The organism is Paraburkholderia fungorum, assembly GCF_046027215.1.
GTDB lineage: Bacteria > Pseudomonadota > Gammaproteobacteria > Burkholderiales > Burkholderiaceae > Paraburkholderia > Paraburkholderia fungorum_D.
Genome location: NZ_JAQQEN010000001.1, coordinates 4,335,677 through 4,357,503 on the forward strand (window position 1 = coordinate 4,335,677; position 21,827 = coordinate 4,357,503).

Sequence of the window (21,827 nt, forward strand, 5' to 3'; positions counted from 1 at the left end):
GGCTCAATCCTCCTTGATACGGAAGACTTCGACACCCACGGCGTCGCAGTCGGGATAAACGTCCGGCTTCGCGGTCGAGACGCAGACTGCGCGCACTTGTGGATGCGCGAGCAGTGTTTTGACGAGGTCGTCGCAGAGCGTTTCCTGGAGGTGGATATGACCTTGCTCGACGCGGCGCGCGATCGTGGAGCGCATGAAGTCGTAATCGACGACTTCGCGCAACTTGTCTTCAACCGGCGTGGACAGCGCGAGCGGCACGAACAGATCGACGTTGATCACGACGCGCTGTTCGCCACGCTTTTCGAAGTCGTGCACGCCGATGTTAATGTGCACTTCGTAATTGCGCAGAAAGAGCCGGCGGCAATCGGCGAGCCGGGGATGCGAAAGAGCGGCAAACATGTTCGTTCCAGTCGAAAAAAGCGTGCGGAGCACGCAAGGGGGCACATCGAGGCGCGGCGGCCACCGGGATCGGCAGGCCGTGCGCGCTTCAGGCGCCCGTCAAAAACATTACGTCGCGCGGCAGCGGCACGAGGTGCTGCCCGCCGTCGACCACCAACGTCGTTCCGGTGACGCCCGCTGCATCGGCGAGATACAGCGCGGCGGCGACAATATCCTCCGGCCGCGACGCGCGACCAAGAGGGGTAGAACGGTGAGCCTCTGCAAAACCATCCGGCGTCTGATCGCCGGACTGCATCGTCAAGCCGGGCGCGAGCCCGACCACGCGCACTTTCGGCGCCAGCGCCTGTGCCAGCGCAACCGTGGCTGTCTGCAACGCCGCCTTGGACAGCGTGTACGACAGGTAGTCCGGATTCATGTTGTACAGCTTCTGGTCCAGCACGTTGATCACGACCGTGCGCTGGCTTTCGTCGAGGCGCGCCGCCTCGGGCGTCGCCTCGAACAGCATACGCGCCAGCACGAGCGGCGCGCCCAGATTCATCGCCGTCAGCTTCAGCAGCAGGTCGTAACCGACGTTGTGTGCCGTATCTTCTTCGAAGCGCGACGCGTTATTGACGATGCACACTGGGCGCCCCAGCGCCGTGGTGCAGTCCGGCAACAGACGCTCGACCTGAGCCTCGTCGGCCAATTCCGCGTGCAAGGCGACCGCCCGGCGGCCCAGCGCGACGATTTCCTCGACGAGTTCGTCGGCCTCGGCGCGAGAGGAGCCGTAATGGGCCGCCACGTCCCAGCCGCGCGCGGCAAAGCCGAGCGCGAGCGCCCGGCCGATGCGGCGGGCGGCGCCCGTAATCAGCACGATGCGCGGCGTTTCAGGCGCGCGGGCGGCGGCGGTGTCCAAAGAGGCGGTCATTTACAATGCGGGGATGAATCCGAAAGCTCACCAACCCGATAGTTTACCTGCTCCCGGCCCGAGCGCGCTTGCGCAGTCCGAAGCGCTGATCGCGCAGCTCCGCGCGGAGCTCGAAACCGCCGGCGGCTGGCTGCCGTTTGACCGCTACATGGAACGTGCGCTGTACGCGCCGGGACTGGGCTATTACAGCGGCGGCGCCCGCAAATTCGGCCTGCGTGGAGACGATGGCAGCGACTTCGTCACCGCACCCGAACTGTCGCCGCTGTTTGCCGAGACGTTGGCGCGCCCGCTCGCCGAGGCGCTGCAGGCGAGCGGCACGCGCCACCTGATGGAATTCGGTGCCGGCACGGGCAAGCTGGCGTCCGGGGTACTGAACGCGCTCGATGCGCTGGGTGTCGCGTTTGACAGCTACTCGATCGTGGATTTGTCGGGCGAACTGCGCGAGCGCCAGCGCGAGACGATCGAAGCCACCGCGCCGGCGCTGGCCGCCAAGGTGCGCTGGCTCGACGCGCTGCCGGCGCAATTCGAAGGCGTGGTGATCGGCAACGAAGTGCTGGACGCGATGCCGGTCCGGCTTTTTGCCTTTACCGATAGCGCCTGGCATGAGCGCGGCGTCGTCTGGCGCAATGAGGTTTTTGCATTCGCCGACCGCCCTGTTACCTCTGCGGCTGACGTGGCGTTTCTGGCGGACATTGAAACAGGCGGCGACGATTACGTCACCGAGACGCACGACGCCGCTCGTGCGTTCACGCGAACCATTTGCACGATGCTCACGCGTGGTGCGGCGATCTTTATCGACTATGGTTTTCCGCGTCACGAGTACTACCATGCGCAGCGGGCGCAGGGCACGTTGATGTGCCACTACCGGCACCGGGCGCATGGTGATCCGTTTGTTTATCCTGGCTTGCAGGACATTACGGCGCACGTGGAATTTACCGGTATTGCGGAAGCTGGGGTTGAGGCTGGCGCCGATTTGCTGGGGTTTACTTCGCAAGCGCGGTTTTTGCTGAATGCGGGGATTACCGAGGCGCTGTCCGGGATTGATCCTTCTGATGCCGGGCGGTTTTTGCCTGCGGCGAATGCGGTGCAGAAGTTGTTATCCGAAGCGGAGATGGGCGAACTGTTTAAGGTGATTGGTTTTTCACGCGGGATTGGTGACACGCTGGTGGCTTTTTCCAGTGGTGATCGGTCGCATTCGCTGTGATTCGATTTTTTGTTTTGATTTTCGTTTCGATTTTTGTTTCGAGGTTTCGATGATCCGCTGGCTGTTGACTACGTTTGTTGCCGTGGCGGTGTTGTCAGCCTGCTGGCCGTGGCTCAGGAAGATTGGCATCGGACGGATGCCCGGTGATGTGACCCTTCGGGTGTTTGGAAAGGAGTATCCCTTTCCGTTTATGTCGACGCTTGTGTTGTCTATTTTGTTGTCGATTGTTGCCAGGATTTTGTAGTGGCTTTTTTTGCCTTTTGCGGCGGCATTTCGTGGTTCTCGCTTTTTTGGCCTTTCCTTGTGTTCTTATTGGTTTATTAGCGTCGCCCCGCACAGGGGGAACGCTAATAAACCAAAAGCAAAAGAAACAACCACCGCCGTAGGCATACAGCAAAAATGCCGCCGCCAAAGGCAAAAAACTCACCCAATCACATTCTCAACAGCCCGAACCCTCTCCAGATGCACAGCATCCCTGATCCCCTGAGGCGCATCAACCAACCTCCCAGCCACCGCCCCAGCATCCACCCCCCGCGCGGCAACAAGCGCAACCCGCAATCGCTCTGCCTGCGGATACTCCCGCATCTCAAACCCCAGACGCCCGCGAGCGTCCGCCTCACAAGCCTGCAAGGCTTCAGCAAACCGCCCAGGTTTCCGAATCGCATCGCTGCGCTCAAACAACCTCACCAGCGCGGCAGCGCCCATCTCCATCACCCGATGAATATTCCCATGCTCCCGCGCGACCAGCATCGCCAGATCGCGGCAATCATTCGGCACCCGCAACCGCTCGCAGAAAGGCTTCAGCAAATCCACACTGCGTCCCTCATGCCCGATATGCCGCGGCAACACATCTTCCGGCGTAGTCGCCTTGCCTAGATCGTGCGTCAACGCAGCGAACCGAACCGCCAGCGCATACCCCTGCTGCGCAGCGTGATCGACCACCATCATCACGTGCACGCCCGTATCCACCTCGGGGTGATAGTCAGCCCGCTGGGGCACACCGAACAACGCGTCGACCTCCGGCAGAATCCGCGCCAACGCCCCGCATTCCCGCAACACCTCGAACATCCGCGACGGCTTCTTCTCCATCAGCCCGCGCGATACTTCCTGCCACACGCGCTCCGCCACCAGCGCGTCAACCTCGCCATCGGTGACCATCTTGCGCATCAGCGCCATCGTCTCCGGCGCAACGGTGAAGTCGACAAACCGGGCAGCAAACCGCGCAATCCGCAAGATCCGCACAGGGTCTTCAAGGAACGCATCGCTGACGTGACGAAAGAGCCGCGCCTGCAAATCCCCCTGGCCGTTGAACGGGTCGATCACCGGCCCCGTCAACTCGCCATCCGGGCGCATCTCGCGCGCCATCGCGTTGATCGTGAGATCGCGGCGTGCAAGGTCTTCCTCGAGGGTGACGTCCGGTGCGTAGAAAAACTGGAAGCCGTGATAGCCCGCCGCCGTCTTGCGCTCAGTGCGCGCCAGCGCGTACTCCTCGTGCGTCTGCGGATGCAGGAACACAGGGAAATCCTTGCCCACCGGCCGGTAGCCCTGCGCGACCATCTGCTCGGGCGTCGCGCCGACCACGACGTAGTCGCGATCCTGCACGGGCACGCCCAGCAGTTCGTCGCGAATCGCTCCGCCTACGGCATAGATATTCATGGACATACGTCTTGATAAGGAATCGCATGCGTTTCCCGCAGCGCGTCGTCGATCCAGGCTTGCACTGCCGGCAGCGTCGTCACCCGGTTCACATAGGCCGCTGAAACTTCCGATAGCGCCGGCCGCCACGTATTGAAACGCATCACCACCGGCGCGTACATCGCGTCTGCAATGCTGAACTCGCCGAACAGGAACGGACCGCCGTAAGCCGCGAGACACTGGTTCCAGAGCGCCTCGATGCGCGCGATATCGGCGAGTGCGCCCGGCGTGGCGTTCTTGCCCGGAAACGACGCACGGATGTTCATCCACATGTTCGAGCGCAAATCGCCGAATCCCGAATGCATCTCGGCGCTCACGCTGCGCGCGTGGCTGCGCGCCGCCGCGTCGCGCGGCCAGAGCGCATGCTGCGGGAAGCGCTCAGCCAACGTCTCCGCGATCGCCAGCGAATCCCAGGTGGCCAAACTATCTTCACCGATCAGACATGGCACCTTGCCCGGCCCAGTCGGCGCGTGAGCCAGAATCGCGGACGTCGTGCCGGCGTCATTCAGATGAATAAGCACCTCTTCAAAAGAAATGCCGAAATGTTTGAGCAGCAGCCACGGACGCATCGACCACGACGAATAGTTCTTGTCACCGATAATCAGCTTCATGCTTCGTATCAAAGGAGAGAGAAAAAGGTTCAGCGGCCCGCGTTGGCGCGGAACGTGTTGAAGCGCGAACGGCTCGACACGCCGGTCAGATACACCGGTGCGATCGTTTCGATGCTAGCCGGCTCGACGCCAAGTTCGGGCGCGATCGGCCCAGTCATCACGTTGTCGACTTTCATTGAATCGAGATTGTCGCGCGAAATCACGGGTTTGCCGGGCGCCATTTCAAACGACAATGCTTGCAGGCGCGCCAGCGAATCCGGCAAACGGATGATCCGCGCGTGCCGGCCGATCGCGTCGCCGCAATAGCTGACGAGGTCTTCGAGCGTGTAGACGGTCGGGCCGCCCAGCTCGTAAGTATGACCACTGGCTGCATCGAGATCGAGCGCGTTGACGAGGGCCGTCGTCACGTCGCCGACGTACACGGGCTGGAACCGTGCGTCCGGCATGGCAAGCGGAATCACCGGTAAGACGCGTTGCAGAAACGCGAACTTGTTGAGGAATTCGTCTTCCGGACCGAATACTACGGAAGGCCTGAACACGGTCCACGCAAGGTTCGCGGCATGCACCGCCTTCTCGCCATCGCCCTTCGAGCGCGTGTACATGCTCGGCCCGTTCGCGTCGGCGCCAAGCGCACTGACATGAATCAGCCGATGCACGCCCTTGCCTTCGCAGGCCGCGACGATCTTCGTCGGCAACTCGACGTGTATCTTCGCGAATTCGGGTCCATAGGGCGTGCCGCGTTTGCCATGCAACGTGCCGACCAGGTTGATCACGGCGTCGGCATTCTCGACGAAGCGCGCGAGTTGCACCGGATCGAACACGTCGGCTTCGATCACGTCGATAGGGAGCAGGGTGAGATGGCGGGCGTTGTAGCGCCGCCGGGTGGCGATGCGGACATCCTTGCCCATTTCAACGAGGGCGTTGACGAGATGGCTGCCGATAAAACCGGAACCGCCGATGATCGCAATGGCTTGATGTCGCATTTTCGACTCCCTGGTGGAAGCCGCGGCAACGGCTGGCGTGGCGCACCGCCGCATCGGGAAGACGCGACGGCGGCACGGCGCTTACGGTGCGATATAGCCCAGACGCGCCTTCAGCGATTGCGGACGGCCTTCGAACAATGCCGCGTAGTAGACCGTGTTGGACAACACATTCTTCACGTAGTCGCGCGTTTCCTGAAACGGAATCGCCTCGGCGAAGATCGCCCCTTCAACCGGACGCTGCAGCGACTGGCGCCAGTTGCGCGGACGGCCTGGGCCGGCGTTATACCCCGCAGTGGCCAGCACGGCTGACCCGTCGAACTGATTGTAGATCATCGACAGATAGTTCGTGCCGAGCAGGATGTTGGTGTTGATGTCGTTCATCTGCTCGCGCGAAATCGGACCGAGACCGATCTTCTTCGCGACCAGTTGCGCGGTGCCCGGCATCAACTGCATCAAGCCGCTCGCGCCGACTTCCGAGCGCGCGTTCATGATGAAACGCGACTCCTGGCGAATCAGCCCGTACGCCCATTCGACATCGAGTCCATTCGATTGCGAATCGCGCTCGACAATATCCTTGAACGGCGACAGATACCGCAGCGAGAAATCGTGATCGCTCCTGGTGCGGTCCGCCGTGTTGACGGTGCGGTCATACAGCTCGATCCGGCGCGCGTATTCGGCGGTGGCGAGCAGTTGCCGGTCGCTCATGGTGCGCAGCGGCCAGTTCCATTCGCGATTGCCTTCGAGCCGCAGGTTCAGCGCATAGAAACGCTGCGCCAGATCGAAGCCCGGGGTATTGCCGGCCGCCTGGACTTCAGCGTCGGTCACGGTGGTTTTCGGCGGTACGCTGATCTTCTGGCCCAATTCTTCCGCAGCCAGTTGACCGTAGAAGTTGAAGCCCTGCGAGATCGACTCGAATTCCTGATTCGCCGTTGCGGTGTCGCCAGCCTGTTTCAAGGCGCGCGCATGCCAGTACACCCACGAAGGCTGGTTACGCAGCGCCGCCGGCATCTGTTCGATCGACCAGCGCACCATCGTCCAGTCGCCCGCCAGCAGCGCAGTGCGGGTGCGCCATTCGTATGCCGGGTTCGATAGCGGCGCATTCACCGACAGCCGATACCAGTCGACCGCGCTCGGCATCTGCTTGAGAGCAGCCTGATAGGCAATCGTGCCCCAGCCGATCGCCCGCTCCGGCGAGCTCAACGACGGCGCCACCGATGCGAAAGTGGCAGCGGCCATGGCCGGATCGTTGCGCGCCATGCGGGTGATCGCGAGCAGCGCGAGCTGGTGCGACTGCGTGTCAGGACCGACGCCGCGCGCGAGCAACAACGGCGGCGTGCTGGTCGCCTGGCCGAACAACACCGGATCGGGCGGCTGGTTGCTGAGCGCATCGACCAGCTTGCTACCGGTGTTCGTGTAGTTCTGTTCATAAGCAAGACGGATCTGTTGCCAGATGTCGGCTGTGCTGAATTGCTGATTGACGCTTAGCGCAGTGATCAGGTCGACACAGCCGTCGCCATACCACTTCGGATCGACCAGCAGTGCACGCGCCGCGTCGGCGACATTTTCGCCACGCGCGGCCCGCGACTCGAGCGCGTAGCACTTCACCTGCGTGTCGTCGTTCAGCACGAAGCGCGCGTATTGCTGGTCGAAGTTGCGCCAGTCGTGACGCGCGCCGAGCACCGTGAGGTAGTCGTTACGCATGCGGTCGGCGATCGCCTGGCCGTCGTACTTCTGCAGGAACGCCAGTACCGGCGCGTCCGGCGCGTCGACACGCGCATGGCCAGTGGAGTCGAACAGTTGCGGCTTGAGCTGGAAGTACTCCAGATACGCGGGCGCCGGATAGTTCGGGATCATGCTCGCCAGTTGCGCCGCGCGCGCCGTGTCGTTATTACGGGCGGCCTCGCGAAGCTGGACGAAAATCTGGTCGTCGTTCGTGAGTTGTGACAGGGGAATTGGCTTGACGGCCGAGGCCGTGCTGCACGCGACGAGTGCCGCAGCGGCCAGCGCGAGACCGGCCGCGCGATATACTCGATAGAGGCGTTTTGACATCGTTGTTTCTGGAGCGCGAATTGAACCCAAGCATAGCATGCAACCCCGTCGCGGAATCGAAAAAGGCGCTGCGTCGAATGCTATTGGAAACAAGGCTACAAGCGGCTTCCGAGCCGGCCAGCAATGCCGCGCTGAATCGTCGCATGCTCGATGCGTTGAAGCACTACGGCGTGAGCAGCGTGGGGTTCTACTGGCCGCTCGCGGGTGAATTCGATGCGCGCGCCGCGATCACGATCTGGCTCGCGGCGAACGTGCAACGCGAAGCGAGTTTGCCGGTCGTCCGGGAGCGCGGCGTGCCGCTCGAATTCCATGCGTGGTCGCCCGATACGCCGATGAGAGTCGGCCATCACAAGATTGCCGAGCCCACTTCCGGGCGCGCGGTGGTCCCCGATCTGCTGTTCGTGCCGTGCGTCGGCTTCGACGCCGACGGCTACCGGCTCGGCTACGGCGGCGGCTACTACGATCGCACGTTGGCCGCATGGCCGGGTTCGAAGAAGCCGGTGACGGTCGGCATCGCCTATGAAGCATGCCGCACGCAAGCGCTGCAACGCGAACCCCACGACGTCCCGCTCGACCTGATCGTGACCGAAGCGGGCCTCTATCCGCCACCCGTGCGGTGAGTCCGGCGCGTGCCGCTCGCGCTGCATCCGCTCACGGATGCAGTCGCCGAATTCTGTTATAACGAAGCCGCCGCCCGCGCGGCCGTGTCGTAGAGACCGGATGCGTTGCGCATGAGTTGCGCCGCCTCGCCGATCTGCTCATTGGTCAGCCCGCTTTCCTTCAGCGTCGAAATCAGACAGCTCTCGCGCACGTCGCGATACTTCATGCAGAGTTCGCGCCCCGCATCGGTCGCGGAAAAGAACACTTCCTTGCCGGTCTTTTCGCTTTTTACATACCCTCTAGCTACGAGCTTCTTCAACGCGTAGGTGGCAACGTGCGTGTCTTCGATGTTCAGCACGAAGCAGATGTCCGCCAGCTTCTTGCGCCGCTCGCGATGGCCGACGTGGTGCAGCAGCGAGACCTCGATGGCGGTCATGTCCTTTTCACCGGCCGCCGACATGCAGCGCACCATCCAGCGGTTGAATGCGTTGCCAGCCATGATGAGTGCGTACTCCAGCTCGGACAATTCCGCGCTTGTGTCAGAAACGAGGTGTTCCGAGGAGACGATCTTGGTGGGATGGCGCGACATGGCGAAGATTCTCGAAGGCAGGTTGGGAAAGTGTCCGGAGTGTACGACGACGAATCCCTCCCAGGGAGCCTGGCGAAAACGCTTATTGAGAAATTGTCGATATTTTATTGATAATGTACGCTTCAAACATCGTCAGCCGGATGCCGTTAACCCGTTAAACCATCCATAGGGGCGTGGTGTTCGAATTCCCCGACTCGACCTGGGCCAGTGAGTGATGAGCCAACCAAGAATTTTTCCGCTGGGCGATGCCGCGCTGGTGTGCGAGTCGCCACCGCCTGCCACGCTGGCGTGCCAACGGCGCGTGTGGGCTGCCGCCGAGGCCGCGCGCGATTGGCCGCACGTACTGGAAGTCGTGCCGGGCATGAACAATCTGACGCTCGTGTTCGATCCGCTCGAAGCCGATCGCGAAGCGCTCGCCAGTCTCCTGCGCGCTGCCTGGGAGGCGGTCGGCGAGGCGCCGCCAGTTGGCCGCGACGTCGACATCCCCGTGCAATACGGCGGTGAGTTCGGGCCCGATCTGCAGGTGGTCGCCAGTCATACCGGCATGAGCGTGCGCGAGGTCGTGCAACGTCACTCGGAAGCTGAGTACGTGGTGTTCTTCCTCGGCTTCCAGCCCGGCTTCGCCTACATGGGCGGCCTGCCGGCGGCACTGCATACGCCGCGCCGCTCGTCGCCCCGGCTCGAAGTGCCGGCCGGTTCGGTCGGCATCGGTGGTGAACAGACTGGCATTTATCCGGCCACCTCCCCCGGCGGCTGGCAGCTGATCGGCCGCACCGAACTGCCGCTGTTCGACCCAGCGCGCCGCCCACCCACGCTGTTGCAACCGGGCGACCGGGTGCGCTTCACCATCGCGGGGATACACGCATGATCGATGTGATTCGCGCGGGTCTTCTGACCACGATCCAGGATCTCGGCCGCCACGGCCATCGGCATCTCGGCGTCGCGATGGGCGGTGCGCTCGATCGTCTGTCGCTCGAAGTCGGCAACCGGCTGGTCGGCAACCGGCCCGATGCGGCCGGTCTGGAAATCACTTTCGGCCCGACCGTGCTGCGCTTTTTGCGCGCTACACGTGTGGCCATCACCGGCACCGAATTCGGTGCGACACTCGACGGCAAGCCGGTCTATTCATGGTGGAGCCTGCCGGTGCAGGCCGGGCAGGAACTGGTGCTGCAAGCGGCCAGGCGCGGCATGCGCGGCTATGTCTGCATTGCCGGCGGCATCGATGTCCTGCCGATGCTCGGCTCGCGCAGCACGGATCTCGCGGGCCATTTCGGCGGACTCGGCGGACGTGCGCTGCGCGACGGCGACCGCCTGCCGGTCGGCGCGCCACCGCAGCGGGGCCACCTCGGTTTCACGCCGGAAGCGCCGGAGTTCGGCGTGAAGGCGCCCGCCTGGTGCAAGTTCGTGCTGGTTCACGAGCCGCTGCGGCGCGGCCGGCATCCGGCGGGCGTGCCCTGGGCTGTGCCGATCCGCGTGCTGCAAGGTCCGGAATACGACAGCTTCACGGCAGAAGCGCACCAATCGTTCTGGTCCGACGAATGGCTGGTCACGCCCAACAGCAACCGGATGGGCTACCGCCTTGCCGGCACCGAACTGAAACGCACCCGCAAGACCGATCTGCTATCACACGCTGTTTTACCGGGCACGATTCAGGTGCCGCCCAGCGGCCAGCCGATCGTGCTGATGAGCGATGCGCAAACCACCGGCGGTTATCCGAAGATCGGCGCGGTGATTCAGGCCGATCTGTGGAAACTCGCGCAGGTGCGCCTGAACGCCGCCATCCGCTTCATCCCGACGACGCCTTATGAGGCGCGTCATGCTTTACTGGAAGAACGCACGTACTTACGGCAGATCGACGCCGCGATCGCGATGCATGAAGAACGCTGTGCGCGCCAGGCGGCGGTCGCGGCGCTGTGACAATAAGTAGGGGAACACCATGGAAATCGATTTGAACGCCGATCTCGGCGAAGGCTGCGGCTCCGATGAGGCGTTGCTCGACCTCGTCAGCTCGGCAAACATCGCGTGCGGCTGGCACGCGGGCGGCGCCAACGCGATGCGCGACTGCGTGCGCTGGGCGGTGCAGAAAGGCGTGTCGATTGGTGCGCATCCGAGTTTCAACGACCCGGAAAATTTCGGCCGCAAGGAAATGGACCTGCCGGCCAACGATATCTATGCGGGCGTGCTGTACCAGCTCGGCGCATTGTCCGCGATCGCGCAGGCCGAAGGCGGCCGCATCGCGCACGTCAAACCGCACGGCGCGCTCTACAACCAGGCCGCGCGCGACGCAAAGATCGCTGACGCGATTGTGTCCGCGGTGCACGATTTCGACCCGTCGGTGGCCGTGTTCGCGCTCGCCAACAGCGGCCTCGTGACAGCCGCGCGCAACGCGGGCCTGACCGCCGTCGAAGAAGTGTTCGCCGATCGCGGCTATCGCGCCGACGGCTCGCTTGTGCCGCGCAAGGAGCCAGGCGCGCTGCTCGATGACGAAGACGTGGTGCTGGAGCGCACGCTCGCGATGGTGCGCGAACGCCGCGTGCAGGCGGTCGACGGAAACTGGGTGCCGCTGAATGCGCAGACCATTTGTCTGCACGGCGACGGCCCCCACGCGCTGGCGTTCGCGCGACGCATCCGCCACGCGCTGGAAGACGCCGGCATTCAAGTGCAGGCGGGCGGCGCCGCGAGCGTCTGAAGCGGGACGTCGCAAGCTCAATCCCTGCCAGGCGGCAAATGGCAAACGGCAAACGCCCCGCTCCATGCGGGGCGTTTGCCAGGTGCAGGACTCATCGCAGTACCCGCGGCAAACCAGCCGTTGCTGGCGCGGGTGTAGTCGAAGCAATGCGGCCGTCAAGAGCCGTAGCAGCAGGGCGGCGCGGGATCCCTGGCGCCGGCCCACATGCGCCGCCACAAGCGGCGAGGTTAAAACCCTGTTTGGAGATCCAGATGCAGACAACCGTCAGTCTATGGCCGCTCATTGGCGTGGCCGTCATCATCGTCGGCTTTTTATTACGGTTCAATCCGATGCTGATCGTGGCCGTCGCCGCGATCATCACGGGTTTTGCCGCGCACTTCCCGCCGGAAAAGATCCTGGCTGAAATCGGCACCGGCTTCATCAAGACGCGCAATATCCCGCTGATCATTCTGTTGCCCCTCGCGGTGATCGGTCTGCTGGAACGGCATGGTCTGCGCGAGCGCGCCCAGGCCTGGATCGGCAGCATCAAGGCGGCGACCGCCGGGCGTCTGCTGATCGTCTATCTGCTGGTTCGCGAGCTGACTGCGGCGGTCGGCCTCACGGGCCTGGGCGGCCATGCGCAGATGGTGCGTCCGCTGATCGCGCCAATGGCCGAGGGCGCCACGGAAACCCGCTTCGGCAAGATCAGCGATGCGGTACGTTTCAAGCTGCGTGCGTTCTCCGCGGCAACCGATAACGTGGGTCTCTTCTTCGGCGAGGACATCTTCGTCGCGTTCGGCGCGATCGTACTGATGACGACCTTCCTGAAAGAAGCCGGCATCATCGTCGAACCGATTCACGTGGCCGTCTGGGGCATCCCCACCGCGATCTGCGCATTCATCATTCACGGCTTTCGCCTGTATCTGCTCGACCGCAGGCTCGAGCGCGAACTGCGTGGCAATGCTGCCGCTAACACGGCGGCCGCTGCGCCAGCGCAATCCGCCGCGGGAGACAAAGCATGACCTTCACGATTACCTATCTGTTCTGGCTGCTGGGTGTGGTGCTGCTCGTCATCGGCGGCATGATCGTGACGGACAAGGAGCACCCGCGCCGTTTCACCGCCGGTGGTTTCTGGATTCTTTACGCGCTCATCTTCCTGATCGGCGACAGGCTGCCGCCCGCGGTGGTCGGCGTGCTGGTGATCGTGATGGCGCTGATCGCCGGCTTCGGCGGCGTCACTGCGGCCAAACCGAAAACGCTCTCGCTCGAAGCGCGCAAGGCTAGCGCCGCGCGTCTGGGCAACAAGCTGTTCGTCCCCGCGCTGACGATTCCGGTCGTCACCGTGATCATCACGCTATCGGCCAGCCACCTGATTTTCGGCGGCATGCCGCTGATCGAAAAGGCCAACGTCACGCTGATCGGCTTCGGCATCGGCTGTGTGATCGCGCTCGCGATTACGTGCGTGATGACGCGCGACACCGTCGGTCAATCGATGAAGGAAGCGCGCCGGCTGGTCGATGCCTTGTCGTGGGCCGCGGTGTTGCCGCAGATGCTCGGCATGCTCGGTCTCGTGTTCTCGGATGCAGGCGTGGGCAAGGCCGTCGCGCACGTGACCACGGCGTACATCAGCCTCGATTACCGGTTTATCGCGGTGGCCGTGTACTGCATCGGCATGGCGCTGTTCACGGTAGTAATGGGCAATGGCTTTGCCGCGTTTCCGGTGATGACAGGCGGCGTCGGCGTGCCTATTCTGGTTGGCGTGTTTCACGGCAACCCGGCGGTGATGGTCGCCATTGGCATGTTTTCGGGCTACTGCGGCACCCTGATGACGCCGATGGCCGCGAACTTCAACATGGTACCAGCCGCGCTGCTGGAACTGCCGGATAAGAACGCGGTGATCAAGGTGCAGGTGCCCACCGCGCTGAGCTTGCTGGTCGTGAACATCTTGCTGTTGAATTTCCTGATGTTTCTGTAGGACTTGCCTGCCGCGCCGCGCCGCGTCGGCATCGATAGATACGCATTTATCGGCGCTTCAGTGGTGATTGGGCAAGCTGCGGTACAAGGACGCATCCAGATTAGGATGCGTCCGATCGTCGGAGAGGATGTCGGAACATAAGCTGGCGGATGGTCTTCCATCCACATACATCGGTGCGCACTATGCGCCACCGGTACTCTCCAGCAGGTCCTCATGGCACACCCATCCCACCCCGACAATGCGCACACGGCTGCGCCCCCGTTCGCTTATCTCGCTTCGCTGGTCGATGCCGCGCTCGAAGCGCATCAGGCCGGCCGACTCGAAGCCGCCGAGCCGTTCTATCGCGAAGCCCTTTCGCTCGATCCCACACACGCCAGGGCGCTTCACTACTTCGGCGTGCTGCAACATCAACGCGGCAACCACGTATTCGCCGCCGAATTGATGAGCGAGGCGCTCAAGCTGGATCGCACCGACGCCGCCTGCTGGAGCAACCGCGGTCTCGTGGCCGCGGCGCTCGGCCATCGCGAAGAAGCGATGATCTGCTACGACCAGGCCTTGCAATTGCAGCCGGATTTTGCCGAGGCCCGCAATAACTTCGGCGTGGCCCTGCAGGCACAAGGCGCGCTCGACGACGCAATCAACCAGTACCAGCAGGCGCTGGCGGCGAGCCCCTTGTTTGTCGATGCGCATCTGAATCTCGGCACCGCGCTGAGCAAGCTCGGCCATTACGACGAAGCGCTGGCGCACTATCGGAACGCGCTGGCACTCGACCCGCAGTCGGCAGAAGCGCACTTCAACGCGGGCAACACGTACAACGCCCGAGGCGATCATGACGCCGCCATCGCCAGCTTCGAACGGGCGCTGGCGCTGCGCAGCGACTATGCTGAGGCGCACGTCAACCTCGGCAGTCTGATCGGCAAGCTCGGCGACTACGCCGGCGCCGAGTCGCAGTATCGGCGCGCGGTCGCCCTCAAGCCGAATCCCACTAACCTGGTGTGTCTCGGCGGGTCGCTCGGCGCGCAAGGGCACCTTGATGAAGAGGAAGGCTTCTATCGACATGCGCTGGCACTCGATCCCAACTACGCCGATGCACACCAGAATCTGGCGTGGCTTCTGCTCAAACGCGGCGACTACAAGCAAGGCTGGGCGGCATACGCCAGGCGCTGGCGTCCGCATGAGTACGCGGCGATTGCGGTGCCCGGTATTGCGCAATGGCAGGGCGAGTCGCTTATGGGACGACGGATCTTGCTGGTCGGTGAACAGGGTTTCGGCGACCACTTCCAGTTTCTGCGCTACGCGCGCGTGCTCGAGCAGCGTGGCGCGACAGTCGATGCGTGCGTGCGGGAGCCGCTGTTGTCGATGGCTGAGCGCGTCCCGGGCGTGCATCGCGCCTTCAGTGGCAAGCCCGAAGGTGAGTACGATTTCTGGGTGCCGATGACGAGCGTGCCGTCGTGCGTCGGCACCGACCTGTCGACCATTCCGGCCGATATTCCCTATCTGTTCGCCGACAAAGCCAAGGTGAAGACATGGCGCAAGCGGGTAGACGCTGCCGGCAAAGCAAAGCGCAAGGTAGGGCTTGTGTGGGCCGGCAGTCCAACGTTCGGCAATGACCGCTACCGGTCGATGGCACTCGCGGACCTGTCCGCCTTAAGCGACGTGAAAGACGTCGCGTGGTACGCGCTGCAAATGGGCGCCGCGCACGCGCAACTGGCCGATGCGCCACCCGCGTTCCGCGCTCACGATTTCACCGCCGATCTGCACAGCTTCGACGACACGGCCGCGCTCATCATGAATCTCGATCTGGTCATCGCGGTGGACACTGGCGTCGCACATCTGGCGGGCGGACTGGGCAAACCGGTGTGGGTGCTGTTGCCCGCCAACTCCGATTGGCGCTGGCTGGAAAACCGCAGCGACTCGCCGTGGTATCCAGGCGTGAAACTGTTCCGGCAAGCGATATTGGGCGATTGGCGAACGGTGGTTGAACGAGTGGCCGAACAACTAGGCGACGGCAGCGAATAAGAATCGCGCTGCGCGGGTGCCGAGCGGTTCCGCGCAGCGTTCTCCCGGCATTCGGCACAGACGGCAGTGGCGCCGCCTTTGTTCTACCTAAGGGCGTCGACGCTGCTGCGCCAGCATGTACGCCCGCAGCAACTTGTTGATGCGCGTCTGATAGCCCTGCCCTTGCTCCTTGAACCAGTTCAGCACGTCGACATCGAGACGCATCGTCACGGCCTGTTTGGGCGGAACGTGCAATTCGGCACGTTCGAAAAATTCGTCACCCAATTCTGGTACGTCGCTCGTGTCGATCTGGGTGTCGTCCGTCTTTGCTAGTCGCTTCCAGTCGGTTCCCGTTGCTTTACCCATCATTTCGCCTCTGCTCGTTTCTGCCAATTGCCGTTGCCCCCGTCAATTCCAGACGCTGTGCTTGTAGCGTTTGACCTCGTGTTTCGTCGCCTTGCGGGCCGAGATAACGCGGATCGCATCCGTATTGCGCTCGACATACACCACCACGCCGACGATCGCAGCCATCCAGCCCAGTGCGACCCATCTGTCCTCACCGTAGTCTTCCCGCTGATCCAGCGCCGTAAGTACCGGATGGTTGAACACGTCGATCGCATCATTGAAGTCGATGCCATGCTTACGGATGTTGAGCTGATTTTTAACTTCATCCCATTCAAAACGCACGCACCACCTGTATTGACGTCTGTACATACAGCATAGCATACAAAGCGCAGCTATGGCCCGTGTGCCGCGAGCAGTTTGCTGCACACGCCACCATCGGACCAATGGGTCAAATCCCGGTTCCTATCCTGGCCAGGCGGCCTACGCGTGCTAAGGCCCCTGTCACGAGAGCGACCTTGGGTGCGCCGTTTTCAGCTCGCATCGACCACAAACCCGTGCTGCCGCAACAGCTGCAGCACGCCTTTGCGTCCACCCAGATGCAACGCGCCGATCGCGACGAATACTGGCTTGTTCGGCCCCGCAATCAGCAGCATCCGCGACACGAAACGCCGGTTGCGCTCGTACACGATCTTGTTGTCGATCTGATCTGAGATGCGCTTGTCGCGCGCCAGCATTTCCGATTTCGCCGCTTGCCAGGCCGCAATGGCATCGGCATCGCCGACTCTCCACAGGCGATGCAAAGTCCGTACGTCGTCGACATTTTCCGCGGGCGTCTGCACCAGATCCTGCGCGAGCATTTCGCGCTGCTGGGCCAGCGTGAGTCCGGTGAACGCGCGCATCTGTTGCGACAAGGTCTCGAGTCCGACGATCTTGCCGCGCGTCCTGATATACACGTTCTGCAGTTGCGCTTCCGTGCCGTACTCGGTCTGCAAACCGGCACTCAGCGAATCGTAGGTTTCGACCACCAACGACGCCAGCCACGGCCGCATCTTCTTGATTTCTTCCAGCGCGGCAGGATTGCCACGCAAGCGGAACGCGAGCTTGCGCCACAACGCGTCGGGTAATAGCCCCGGCAGACAGTCGCGGCGGCATACGCCGTACTTCGACACGTCGTCTTGCGAGACCAGCAGTTCGTCGGGTGAGAGTTCGAGTGCGAGCGTCGGCGACGCTGCCAGCGCCCCGAGAATCGGCGCCCGGAAGGGTTGCTTGACCGGGTAGTCGGCAGGGTCGCCGACATGCAAGGTGCCGAGCACGTAGATGGTCGTCGTGCCGCGTGTCGCGACATAGAACGGCATGCGCGCCGGCTGCAGCCGCACCGGACCGCTCGCCGTAGTGCCCGGCGTAGCGGGCGGCGGATTGAAGCCTGGTAAGGCAGCACGCGGCGGTGCCGGCATATTGGGCACCGGCAACGCCGGACGCCCTGCCTGAGACGGTGTATTGGCAGCCGCCCCAGCGGCATGGGCGAGGCCGATCGGCCCTGCGCCCAGATGAAAGACAGAACAAACGCCAAGGAGCGCGGCACTCGCCAGTGCACGCGCTCGCCAGCGCCGCGCGAAAGCAACACGGCGGCCACCATCACGCGAGCGGCGCATAAGACGACGCGCCGCTACCCCATCAGGCATCCACGTCCCCCACCTCCTCGGCGCGGTGACACGACACCTGACGACCATCCACTTCACGCAGCTTCGGTTCTTCGCTACGGCACCGATCGATCACATACGGGCAGCGCTGATGGAATGTGCAACCCGACGGTGGATTCAACGGTGACGGCATTTCGCCTTGCAGCTTGATCTTGATGCTGCGATCCGCCTCGAAAATCGAAGGCGTCGCCGACATCAGCGCGCGTGTGTAGGGATGCCGCGGGTTCGAGAAAATCCGCTTCTTGTCGCCAAGCTCCGCCACGCCGCCGAAATACATCACCATCACGTCATCGGCGATGTGCTCGACCACCGACAGATTGTGCGAGATGAACACGTAGCTGGTCTTGAACTGCTCCTGCAGATCCATGAACAGATTGAGAATCTGCGCCTGGATCGACACGTCGAGCGCGGAGACCGGTTCATCGGCGACGACGATCTGCGGATCGAGAATCATCGCGCGCGCAATCGCGACACGCTGGCGCTGCCCGCCGGAGAACATATGCGGATAGCGCTTTGCGTGCTCGGGCCGCAAGCCGACGGTACGCATCATCTGCGCAATCCGTTCGGCGCGTTCGGCAGTGCTGAGTTGCGTGTTGATGGCGAGCGGCTCGCCGAGCGTTTGCTCAACGGTCTTGCGTGGATTCAGCGAGGCAAAGGGATTCTGAAACACCATCTGCACGCGCCGCCGCAGTGCCGCGATCCTCGCGTGATCGGCGCCGGCCACGTCTTCACCGTCGATCAGCAGGCGGCCCGCGCTGGGCGCTTCGATCATCGTCAATTGGCGAGCGAGTGTGGACTTGCCGCAACCGGATTCACCGACCACCGCCAGCGTCTTGCCGCGCTCGAGCGCGAACGACACGCCGTTGAGCGCCTTCACCGTGCCCGACGCGAACATGCCGCGCTTGACCGTGTAGTAGCGCGCCAGCTTGTCGGCGACCAGCACATGTTCGCCCGCATGGTCCGACTGGCGCCGCGTTTCGAGTACTGCGTTCATCGTGCGCCTCCATGGGTGTGAATGTTGGCGTCGCCGCTCAGGTTCAGGGGTTTGATGCAGCGCACGCGCGCCACCTCGGTATGACCTTGCATCGGCGCCAGTGCAGGTCGCGCCTTCATGCAGTCGTCCACTACGTATTTGCAGCGTGGTGCGAACAGACACCCTTTCGGGCGGTCGTCGCGTCCCGGCACCATGCCCGGCAACGCGGCAAGCCGCACTGCGCCGACATTGTGTTCGGGAATCGCAGCCAGCAACGCTTCCGTATACGGATGATGCGGCGCGGCGAAGATGTCCGGCACACGATTGGTCTCGATCACTTCGCCAGCGTACATGACCGCCACGCGCTGCGCGACCTCGGACACCACCGCCAGATCGTGCGAGATCAGCACGAGCGCCATGCCGCGTTCCTTCTGCAGCTTGATCAGCAGCTCCATGATCTGCGCCTGGATGGTCACGTCGAGCGCGGTGGTCGGTTCGTCGGCAATCAGCAGCTTCGGATTGCAGGCGATCGCCATTGCGATCATCACGCGCTGGTTCATCCCGCCCGACATCTGGTGCGGAAACGAAGTAATCCGGCTCTTTGCATCCGGAATACCGACCTGGTCGAGTAACTCCAGGGCGCGTTTATCCAGTTCGCTGCCGCGCAGGCCTTCGTGCAGTTTCAGCACTTCCTTGATCTGATAACCGACGGTGTAGCTCGGATTCAGACTGGTGAGCGCGTCCTGGAACACCATGGCGATATCTTTGCCGATGATCTTGCGGCGTTCCTTTGCCGACGCCTTCAGCAGGCTCTTGCCATTGAAGGTGATTTCATCTGCCGTGACTTTGCCGGGCGCATCGATCAGGCCCATCAGCGCCATCATCGTCACGCTCTTGCCCGAACCCGATTCGCCGACCACGCCGACCACTTCGCCCGGCGCGACATCGAGGTTGATCCGATCGACAGCGGGCAGTCCGTTGAAGTTCACCGCCAGATTGCGGATGGTCAATAAGCTAGTCATGTCATGCCATCCGTTTCAGTTTGGGATCGAGTGCGTCGCGCAGCCCGTCGCCGAGCAGATTGATCGCGAGCACCGAGATCAGGATGGAAAGACCCGGCATCGTGACGATCCACCAGGCGCTGTCGATGTAATCGCGCGCCGAGGCCAGCATCGCGCCCCACTCCGCCGACGGCGGCTGCACGCCGAGCCCGAGGAAGCCGAGCGCGGCCGCATCGAGAATCGCCGACGAGAAGCCAAGCGTGGCCTGCACGATGAGCGGCGCGGTGCAGTTCGGCAGCACTTGCGAGAACATCAGGCGCAACGTGCCGGCGCCCGCGACGCGGGAAGCCGTGACGTATTCCTTCTGCAATTCGCCTTGGGCGGCAGCGCGCGTCAGACGCACATAGCCGGGCAGCGCGACGATCGCGATCGCCAGCATCGTGTTGACGAGACCCGGACCGATGATCGCGACCACCGCGACCGCCAGCAGCAGCGACGGCAGTGCGAGCAGCACGTCCATGATGCGCATGATCGGCGTATCGGCCCACTTCTCGAAGAATGCCGCGATCAGCCCGAGCACGATGCCAGGAATCAGCGCGAGCACCACCGACACGAAGCCGATCCAGAACGACAGCCGCGCGCCGTACATCAGGCGCGAGAGGATGTCGCGGCCCGCTTCGTCGGTGCCGAGAATGAACTTCCAGTTGCCGCCGTCGAGCCACGCGGGCGGAATCTTCACCGAATCGCGGTACTGCTCGATCGGGCTATGCGGCGCGATCAACGGCGCGAAGATGGCGATGAAGACCAGCACCAGCACGATGATGCCGGCGCCAACCGCGCCGCGGTTACGCGAGAAATTCGCCCAGAATTCACGGGCGGCGATGGCGCGGCCGCTGGGCGGCGTCACCGCTGTGGGGACTGTATTTTGAATGTCTGCCATGGTCGTTCATGCCTCCCGCAGAGCCGCCTCAAGGGAGGCATGCGCCCCCTCGGGGGGCAGCGAACGTAAGAGAGCGTGGGGGTTCATATTTTCACCTCGTATGGCGAATGCGCGGATTCAGCACGCCGTACAACAGATCGACGACGAGGTTCACGACGATCACCAGCGTAGCGATCATCAGGATACCGCCCTGCACCACCGGATAGTCGCGCCGGCCGATCGCGTCGATCAGCCATTTGCCGATACCCGGCCACGAAAACAGCGTCTCGGTCAGCACGGCGCCGGCCAGCAGCGTGCCGACCTGCAAGCCGATCACCGTCACCACCGGAATCAGCGCGTTACGCAGCGCATGCACGACGATCACGCGGCCAGGCGACAAACCCTTCGCGCGTGCAGTGCGAATGTAATCTTCGCGCAGCACTTCGAGCATGGAAGAACGCGTCATGCGCGCGACCACCGCCAGCGGAATCGTGCCGAGCACGATGGCCGGCAGGATCAGATGGCTCAGCGCGGATCTGAACGCGCCTTCGTCGGTGGACATCATCGCGTCGATCAGCATGAAGCCGGTCACGTGCGGGATGTCGTATTCGACCGCAATGCGGCCGGACACCGGCGTCCAGCCGAGGTCGACGGAAAAAAACATGATGAGGATCAAGCCCCACCAGAAGATCGGCATCGAGTAACCGGTGAGGGCCGCGCCCATCACGCCGTGATCGACCACCGTGCCGCGCCTGAGCGCGGCGAAGACACCCGCAGGCAGGCCGATGATCAGCGCAAACAGCATGGCGCAGATCGACAGTTCAACGGTAGCGGGAAAACGCGCGAGGAATTCGCCCATCACACTGGTGTTGGTGATGATCGAGGTGCCGAGATTACCGTGCAGCGCGCGGCCGATGTAGTGGATGTATTGCATCGGCAGCGGCTCGTCGAGCCCCAACCGGTGCATGGCGGCGGCATGCATTGCCGGATCGACGCCGCGCTCGCCCATCATCACTTCGATGGGGTCGCCCGGAATCAGGTGAATCAGCGCGAACGCGAGGATCGTGATGCCGATGAACGTCGGTATCACCATGCCGATGCGGCGCAAAACGAAGCGGAACATGGTTCGTCCCTATGGTCTTGATGAAGAAAAAACGCAACCGGCGACGAGGGCTTGTGACCCCGGCCGCCGGACCATTTCGACCAGTTTT

The 21,827-nt window shown here is 63.1% G+C and carries 23 protein-coding genes; 9 read left to right on the top strand and 14 right to left on the bottom strand.

The window, feature by feature from the left end:
* Window positions 1-3: 3 nt before the first annotated feature.
* Window positions 4-399: a dihydroneopterin aldolase gene (locus PQR27_RS19525; protein ID WP_408525145.1), complete on the bottom strand. Its 396-nt coding sequence runs from the start codon at window positions 397-399 to the stop codon at window positions 4-6.
* An 88-nt stretch (window positions 400-487) separates the two neighbouring features.
* Complete coding sequence (locus tag PQR27_RS19530; protein WP_408525146.1) at window positions 488-1,306, bottom strand: SDR family oxidoreductase; 819 nt, start codon at window positions 1,304-1,306, stop codon at window positions 488-490.
* Between the two features lie 13 nt (window positions 1,307-1,319).
* Between PQR27_RS19530 and PQR27_RS19535 the strand changes: the two genes are divergently transcribed.
* Together PQR27_RS19535 and PQR27_RS19540 are read left to right on the top strand one after the other, a co-directional pair.
* Entirely contained in the window at window positions 1,320-2,510 is a 1,191-nt protein-coding gene (locus tag PQR27_RS19535) for a class I SAM-dependent methyltransferase (protein WP_408525147.1), read from the top strand.
* Window positions 2,511-2,559: 49 nt separating this feature from the next.
* A complete protein-coding gene (locus PQR27_RS19540) occupies window positions 2,560-2,754 on the top strand; it encodes a DUF2905 domain-containing protein (RefSeq protein ID WP_408525148.1) in 195 nt (64 codons plus the stop codon).
* A 179-nt stretch (window positions 2,755-2,933) separates the two neighbouring features.
* On the opposite strand, the gene PQR27_RS19545 is transcribed toward PQR27_RS19540, so the two are convergent.
* The 4 genes from PQR27_RS19545 to PQR27_RS19560 all read right to left on the bottom strand — a co-directional run bounded on the left by PQR27_RS19545 (window position 2,934) and on the right by PQR27_RS19560 (window position 7,848).
* Window positions 2,934-4,166: a multifunctional CCA addition/repair protein gene (locus PQR27_RS19545; protein WP_408525149.1), complete on the bottom strand. Its 1,233-nt coding sequence runs from the start codon at window positions 4,164-4,166 to the stop codon at window positions 2,934-2,936.
* Window positions 4,163-4,816, bottom strand: coding sequence for a glutathione S-transferase family protein (locus tag PQR27_RS19550; RefSeq protein WP_408525150.1), 654 nt, complete (start codon window positions 4,814-4,816; stop codon window positions 4,163-4,165). Before PQR27_RS19550 ends, PQR27_RS19545 begins: the two co-directional genes overlap by 4 nt.
* 29 nt (window positions 4,817-4,845) lie before the next feature.
* Window positions 4,846-5,799 carry a complex I NDUFA9 subunit family protein gene (locus PQR27_RS19555; protein WP_408525151.1) on the bottom strand — a complete coding sequence of 318 codons (954 nt, stop codon included), beginning with the start codon at window positions 5,797-5,799 and terminating at the stop codon, window positions 4,846-4,848.
* Window positions 5,800-5,880: 81 nt separating this feature from the next.
* The gene (locus PQR27_RS19560; protein WP_408525152.1) at window positions 5,881-7,848 is read right to left on the bottom strand and encodes a lytic transglycosylase domain-containing protein; all 1,968 of its coding nucleotides are present in this window, start codon (window positions 7,846-7,848) and stop codon (window positions 5,881-5,883) included.
* A gap of 77 nt (window positions 7,849-7,925) precedes the next feature.
* Between PQR27_RS19560 and PQR27_RS19565 the strand changes: the two genes are divergently transcribed.
* The gene (locus tag PQR27_RS19565; RefSeq protein WP_408525153.1) at window positions 7,926-8,468 is read left to right on the top strand and encodes a 5-formyltetrahydrofolate cyclo-ligase; all 543 of its coding nucleotides are present in this window, start codon (window positions 7,926-7,928) and stop codon (window positions 8,466-8,468) included.
* A 56-nt stretch (window positions 8,469-8,524) separates the two neighbouring features.
* Here PQR27_RS19565 and PQR27_RS19570 read toward each other — a convergent pair whose 3' ends face one another.
* A complete protein-coding gene (locus PQR27_RS19570) occupies window positions 8,525-9,037 on the bottom strand; it encodes a winged helix DNA-binding protein (protein WP_408525154.1) in 513 nt (170 codons plus the stop codon).
* Between the two features lie 214 nt (window positions 9,038-9,251).
* On the opposite strand from PQR27_RS19570, the gene pxpB reads away from it, so the two are divergent.
* From pxpB to PQR27_RS19600, 6 genes are all read left to right on the top strand, one after another.
* Complete coding sequence (gene pxpB, locus PQR27_RS19575; RefSeq protein WP_408525155.1) at window positions 9,252-9,905, top strand: 5-oxoprolinase subunit PxpB; 654 nt, start codon at window positions 9,252-9,254, stop codon at window positions 9,903-9,905.
* Window positions 9,902-10,954, top strand: coding sequence for a 5-oxoprolinase subunit C family protein (locus PQR27_RS19580; RefSeq protein WP_408525156.1), 1,053 nt, complete (start codon window positions 9,902-9,904; stop codon window positions 10,952-10,954). The genes pxpB and PQR27_RS19580 overlap by 4 nt, the downstream gene beginning before the upstream one ends.
* A 19-nt stretch (window positions 10,955-10,973) precedes the next feature.
* Complete coding sequence (gene pxpA / locus PQR27_RS19585) at window positions 10,974-11,726, top strand: 5-oxoprolinase subunit PxpA (RefSeq protein WP_408525157.1); 753 nt, start codon at window positions 10,974-10,976, stop codon at window positions 11,724-11,726.
* 251 nt (window positions 11,727-11,977) lie between these two features.
* Window positions 11,978-12,727 (top strand): DUF969 domain-containing protein, encoded by a 750-nt coding sequence (locus PQR27_RS19590; protein ID WP_408525158.1) that lies wholly within the window; start codon window positions 11,978-11,980, stop codon window positions 12,725-12,727.
* Window positions 12,724-13,680 (top strand): DUF979 domain-containing protein, encoded by a 957-nt coding sequence (locus tag PQR27_RS19595; RefSeq protein WP_408525159.1) that lies wholly within the window; start codon window positions 12,724-12,726, stop codon window positions 13,678-13,680. Before PQR27_RS19590 ends, PQR27_RS19595 begins: the two co-directional genes overlap by 4 nt.
* A 213-nt stretch (window positions 13,681-13,893) precedes the next feature.
* Window positions 13,894-15,699 (top strand): tetratricopeptide repeat protein, encoded by a 1,806-nt coding sequence (locus tag PQR27_RS19600; protein ID WP_408525160.1) that lies wholly within the window; start codon window positions 13,894-13,896, stop codon window positions 15,697-15,699.
* 87 nt (window positions 15,700-15,786) lie between these two features.
* Here the strand turns inward: PQR27_RS19600 and PQR27_RS19605 are convergent, their stop codons facing one another.
* The 7 genes from PQR27_RS19605 to PQR27_RS19635 form a co-directional block, all read right to left on the bottom strand.
* Window positions 15,787-16,047, bottom strand: a complete 261-nt coding sequence (locus tag PQR27_RS19605; RefSeq protein ID WP_408525161.1) for a BrnA antitoxin family protein — start codon at window positions 16,045-16,047, stop codon at window positions 15,787-15,789.
* Window positions 16,048-16,086: 39 nt separating this feature from the next.
* Window positions 16,087-16,365 (bottom strand): BrnT family toxin, encoded by a 279-nt coding sequence (locus PQR27_RS19610; protein ID WP_408525162.1) that lies wholly within the window; start codon window positions 16,363-16,365, stop codon window positions 16,087-16,089.
* Between the two features lie 188 nt (window positions 16,366-16,553).
* On the bottom strand, window positions 16,554-17,705 hold the full coding sequence (locus tag PQR27_RS19615; protein ID WP_408525163.1) for a TraB/GumN family protein: 1,152 nt from the start codon (window positions 17,703-17,705) through the stop codon (window positions 16,554-16,556).
* Entirely contained in the window at window positions 17,698-18,717 is a 1,020-nt protein-coding gene (locus PQR27_RS19620) for a peptide ABC transporter ATP-binding protein (protein WP_408525164.1), read from the bottom strand. The genes PQR27_RS19615 and PQR27_RS19620 overlap by 8 nt, the downstream gene beginning before the upstream one ends.
* Entirely contained in the window at window positions 18,714-19,718 is a 1,005-nt protein-coding gene (locus PQR27_RS19625; protein WP_408525165.1) for an ABC transporter ATP-binding protein, read from the bottom strand. The genes PQR27_RS19620 and PQR27_RS19625 overlap by 4 nt, the downstream gene beginning before the upstream one ends.
* Before the next feature lies 1 nt (window position 19,719).
* A complete protein-coding gene (locus tag PQR27_RS19630) occupies window positions 19,720-20,637 on the bottom strand; it encodes an ABC transporter permease subunit (protein ID WP_408525166.1) in 918 nt (305 codons plus the stop codon).
* Between the two features lie 91 nt (window positions 20,638-20,728).
* A complete protein-coding gene (locus tag PQR27_RS19635; RefSeq protein ID WP_408525167.1) occupies window positions 20,729-21,739 on the bottom strand; it encodes an ABC transporter permease subunit in 1,011 nt (336 codons plus the stop codon).
* Window positions 21,740-21,827 lie beyond the last annotated feature (88 nt).

Coding starts and splice junctions, on each gene's coding strand:
- PQR27_RS19525 (WP_408525145.1), bottom strand. CDS start 399: ATGTTTGCCGCTCTTTCGCATCCCCGGCTCGCCGATTGCCGCCGGCTC.
- PQR27_RS19530 (WP_408525146.1), bottom strand. CDS start 1,306: ATGACCGCCTCTTTGGACACCGCCGCCGCCCGCGCGCCTGAAACGCCG.
- PQR27_RS19535 (WP_408525147.1), top strand. CDS start 1,320: ATGAATCCGAAAGCTCACCAACCCGATAGTTTACCTGCTCCCGGCCCG.
- PQR27_RS19540 (WP_408525148.1), top strand. CDS start 2,560: ATGATCCGCTGGCTGTTGACTACGTTTGTTGCCGTGGCGGTGTTGTCA.
- PQR27_RS19545 (WP_408525149.1), bottom strand. CDS start 4,166: ATGAATATCTATGCCGTAGGCGGAGCGATTCGCGACGAACTGCTGGGC.
- PQR27_RS19550 (WP_408525150.1), bottom strand. CDS start 4,816: ATGAAGCTGATTATCGGTGACAAGAACTATTCGTCGTGGTCGATGCGT.
- PQR27_RS19555 (WP_408525151.1), bottom strand. CDS start 5,799: ATGCGACATCAAGCCATTGCGATCATCGGCGGTTCCGGTTTTATCGGC.
- PQR27_RS19560 (WP_408525152.1), bottom strand. CDS start 7,848: ATGTCAAAACGCCTCTATCGAGTATATCGCGCGGCCGGTCTCGCGCTG.
- PQR27_RS19565 (WP_408525153.1), top strand. CDS start 7,926: ATGCTATTGGAAACAAGGCTACAAGCGGCTTCCGAGCCGGCCAGCAAT.
- PQR27_RS19570 (WP_408525154.1), bottom strand. CDS start 9,037: ATGTCGCGCCATCCCACCAAGATCGTCTCCTCGGAACACCTCGTTTCT.
- pxpB (WP_408525155.1), top strand. CDS start 9,252: ATGAGCCAACCAAGAATTTTTCCGCTGGGCGATGCCGCGCTGGTGTGC.
- PQR27_RS19580 (WP_408525156.1), top strand. CDS start 9,902: ATGATCGATGTGATTCGCGCGGGTCTTCTGACCACGATCCAGGATCTC.
- pxpA (WP_408525157.1), top strand. CDS start 10,974: ATGGAAATCGATTTGAACGCCGATCTCGGCGAAGGCTGCGGCTCCGAT.
- PQR27_RS19590 (WP_408525158.1), top strand. CDS start 11,978: ATGCAGACAACCGTCAGTCTATGGCCGCTCATTGGCGTGGCCGTCATC.
- PQR27_RS19595 (WP_408525159.1), top strand. CDS start 12,724: ATGACCTTCACGATTACCTATCTGTTCTGGCTGCTGGGTGTGGTGCTG.
- PQR27_RS19600 (WP_408525160.1), top strand. CDS start 13,894: ATGGCACACCCATCCCACCCCGACAATGCGCACACGGCTGCGCCCCCG.
- PQR27_RS19605 (WP_408525161.1), bottom strand. CDS start 16,047: ATGATGGGTAAAGCAACGGGAACCGACTGGAAGCGACTAGCAAAGACG.
- PQR27_RS19615 (WP_408525163.1), bottom strand. CDS start 17,705: ATGCCTGATGGGGTAGCGGCGCGTCGTCTTATGCGCCGCTCGCGTGAT.
- PQR27_RS19620 (WP_408525164.1), bottom strand. CDS start 18,717: ATGAACGCAGTACTCGAAACGCGGCGCCAGTCGGACCATGCGGGCGAA.
- PQR27_RS19625 (WP_408525165.1), bottom strand. CDS start 19,718: ATGACTAGCTTATTGACCATCCGCAATCTGGCGGTGAACTTCAACGGA.
- PQR27_RS19630 (WP_408525166.1), bottom strand. CDS start 20,637: ATGGCAGACATTCAAAATACAGTCCCCACAGCGGTGACGCCGCCCAGC.
- PQR27_RS19635 (WP_408525167.1), bottom strand. CDS start 21,739: ATGTTCCGCTTCGTTTTGCGCCGCATCGGCATGGTGATACCGACGTTC.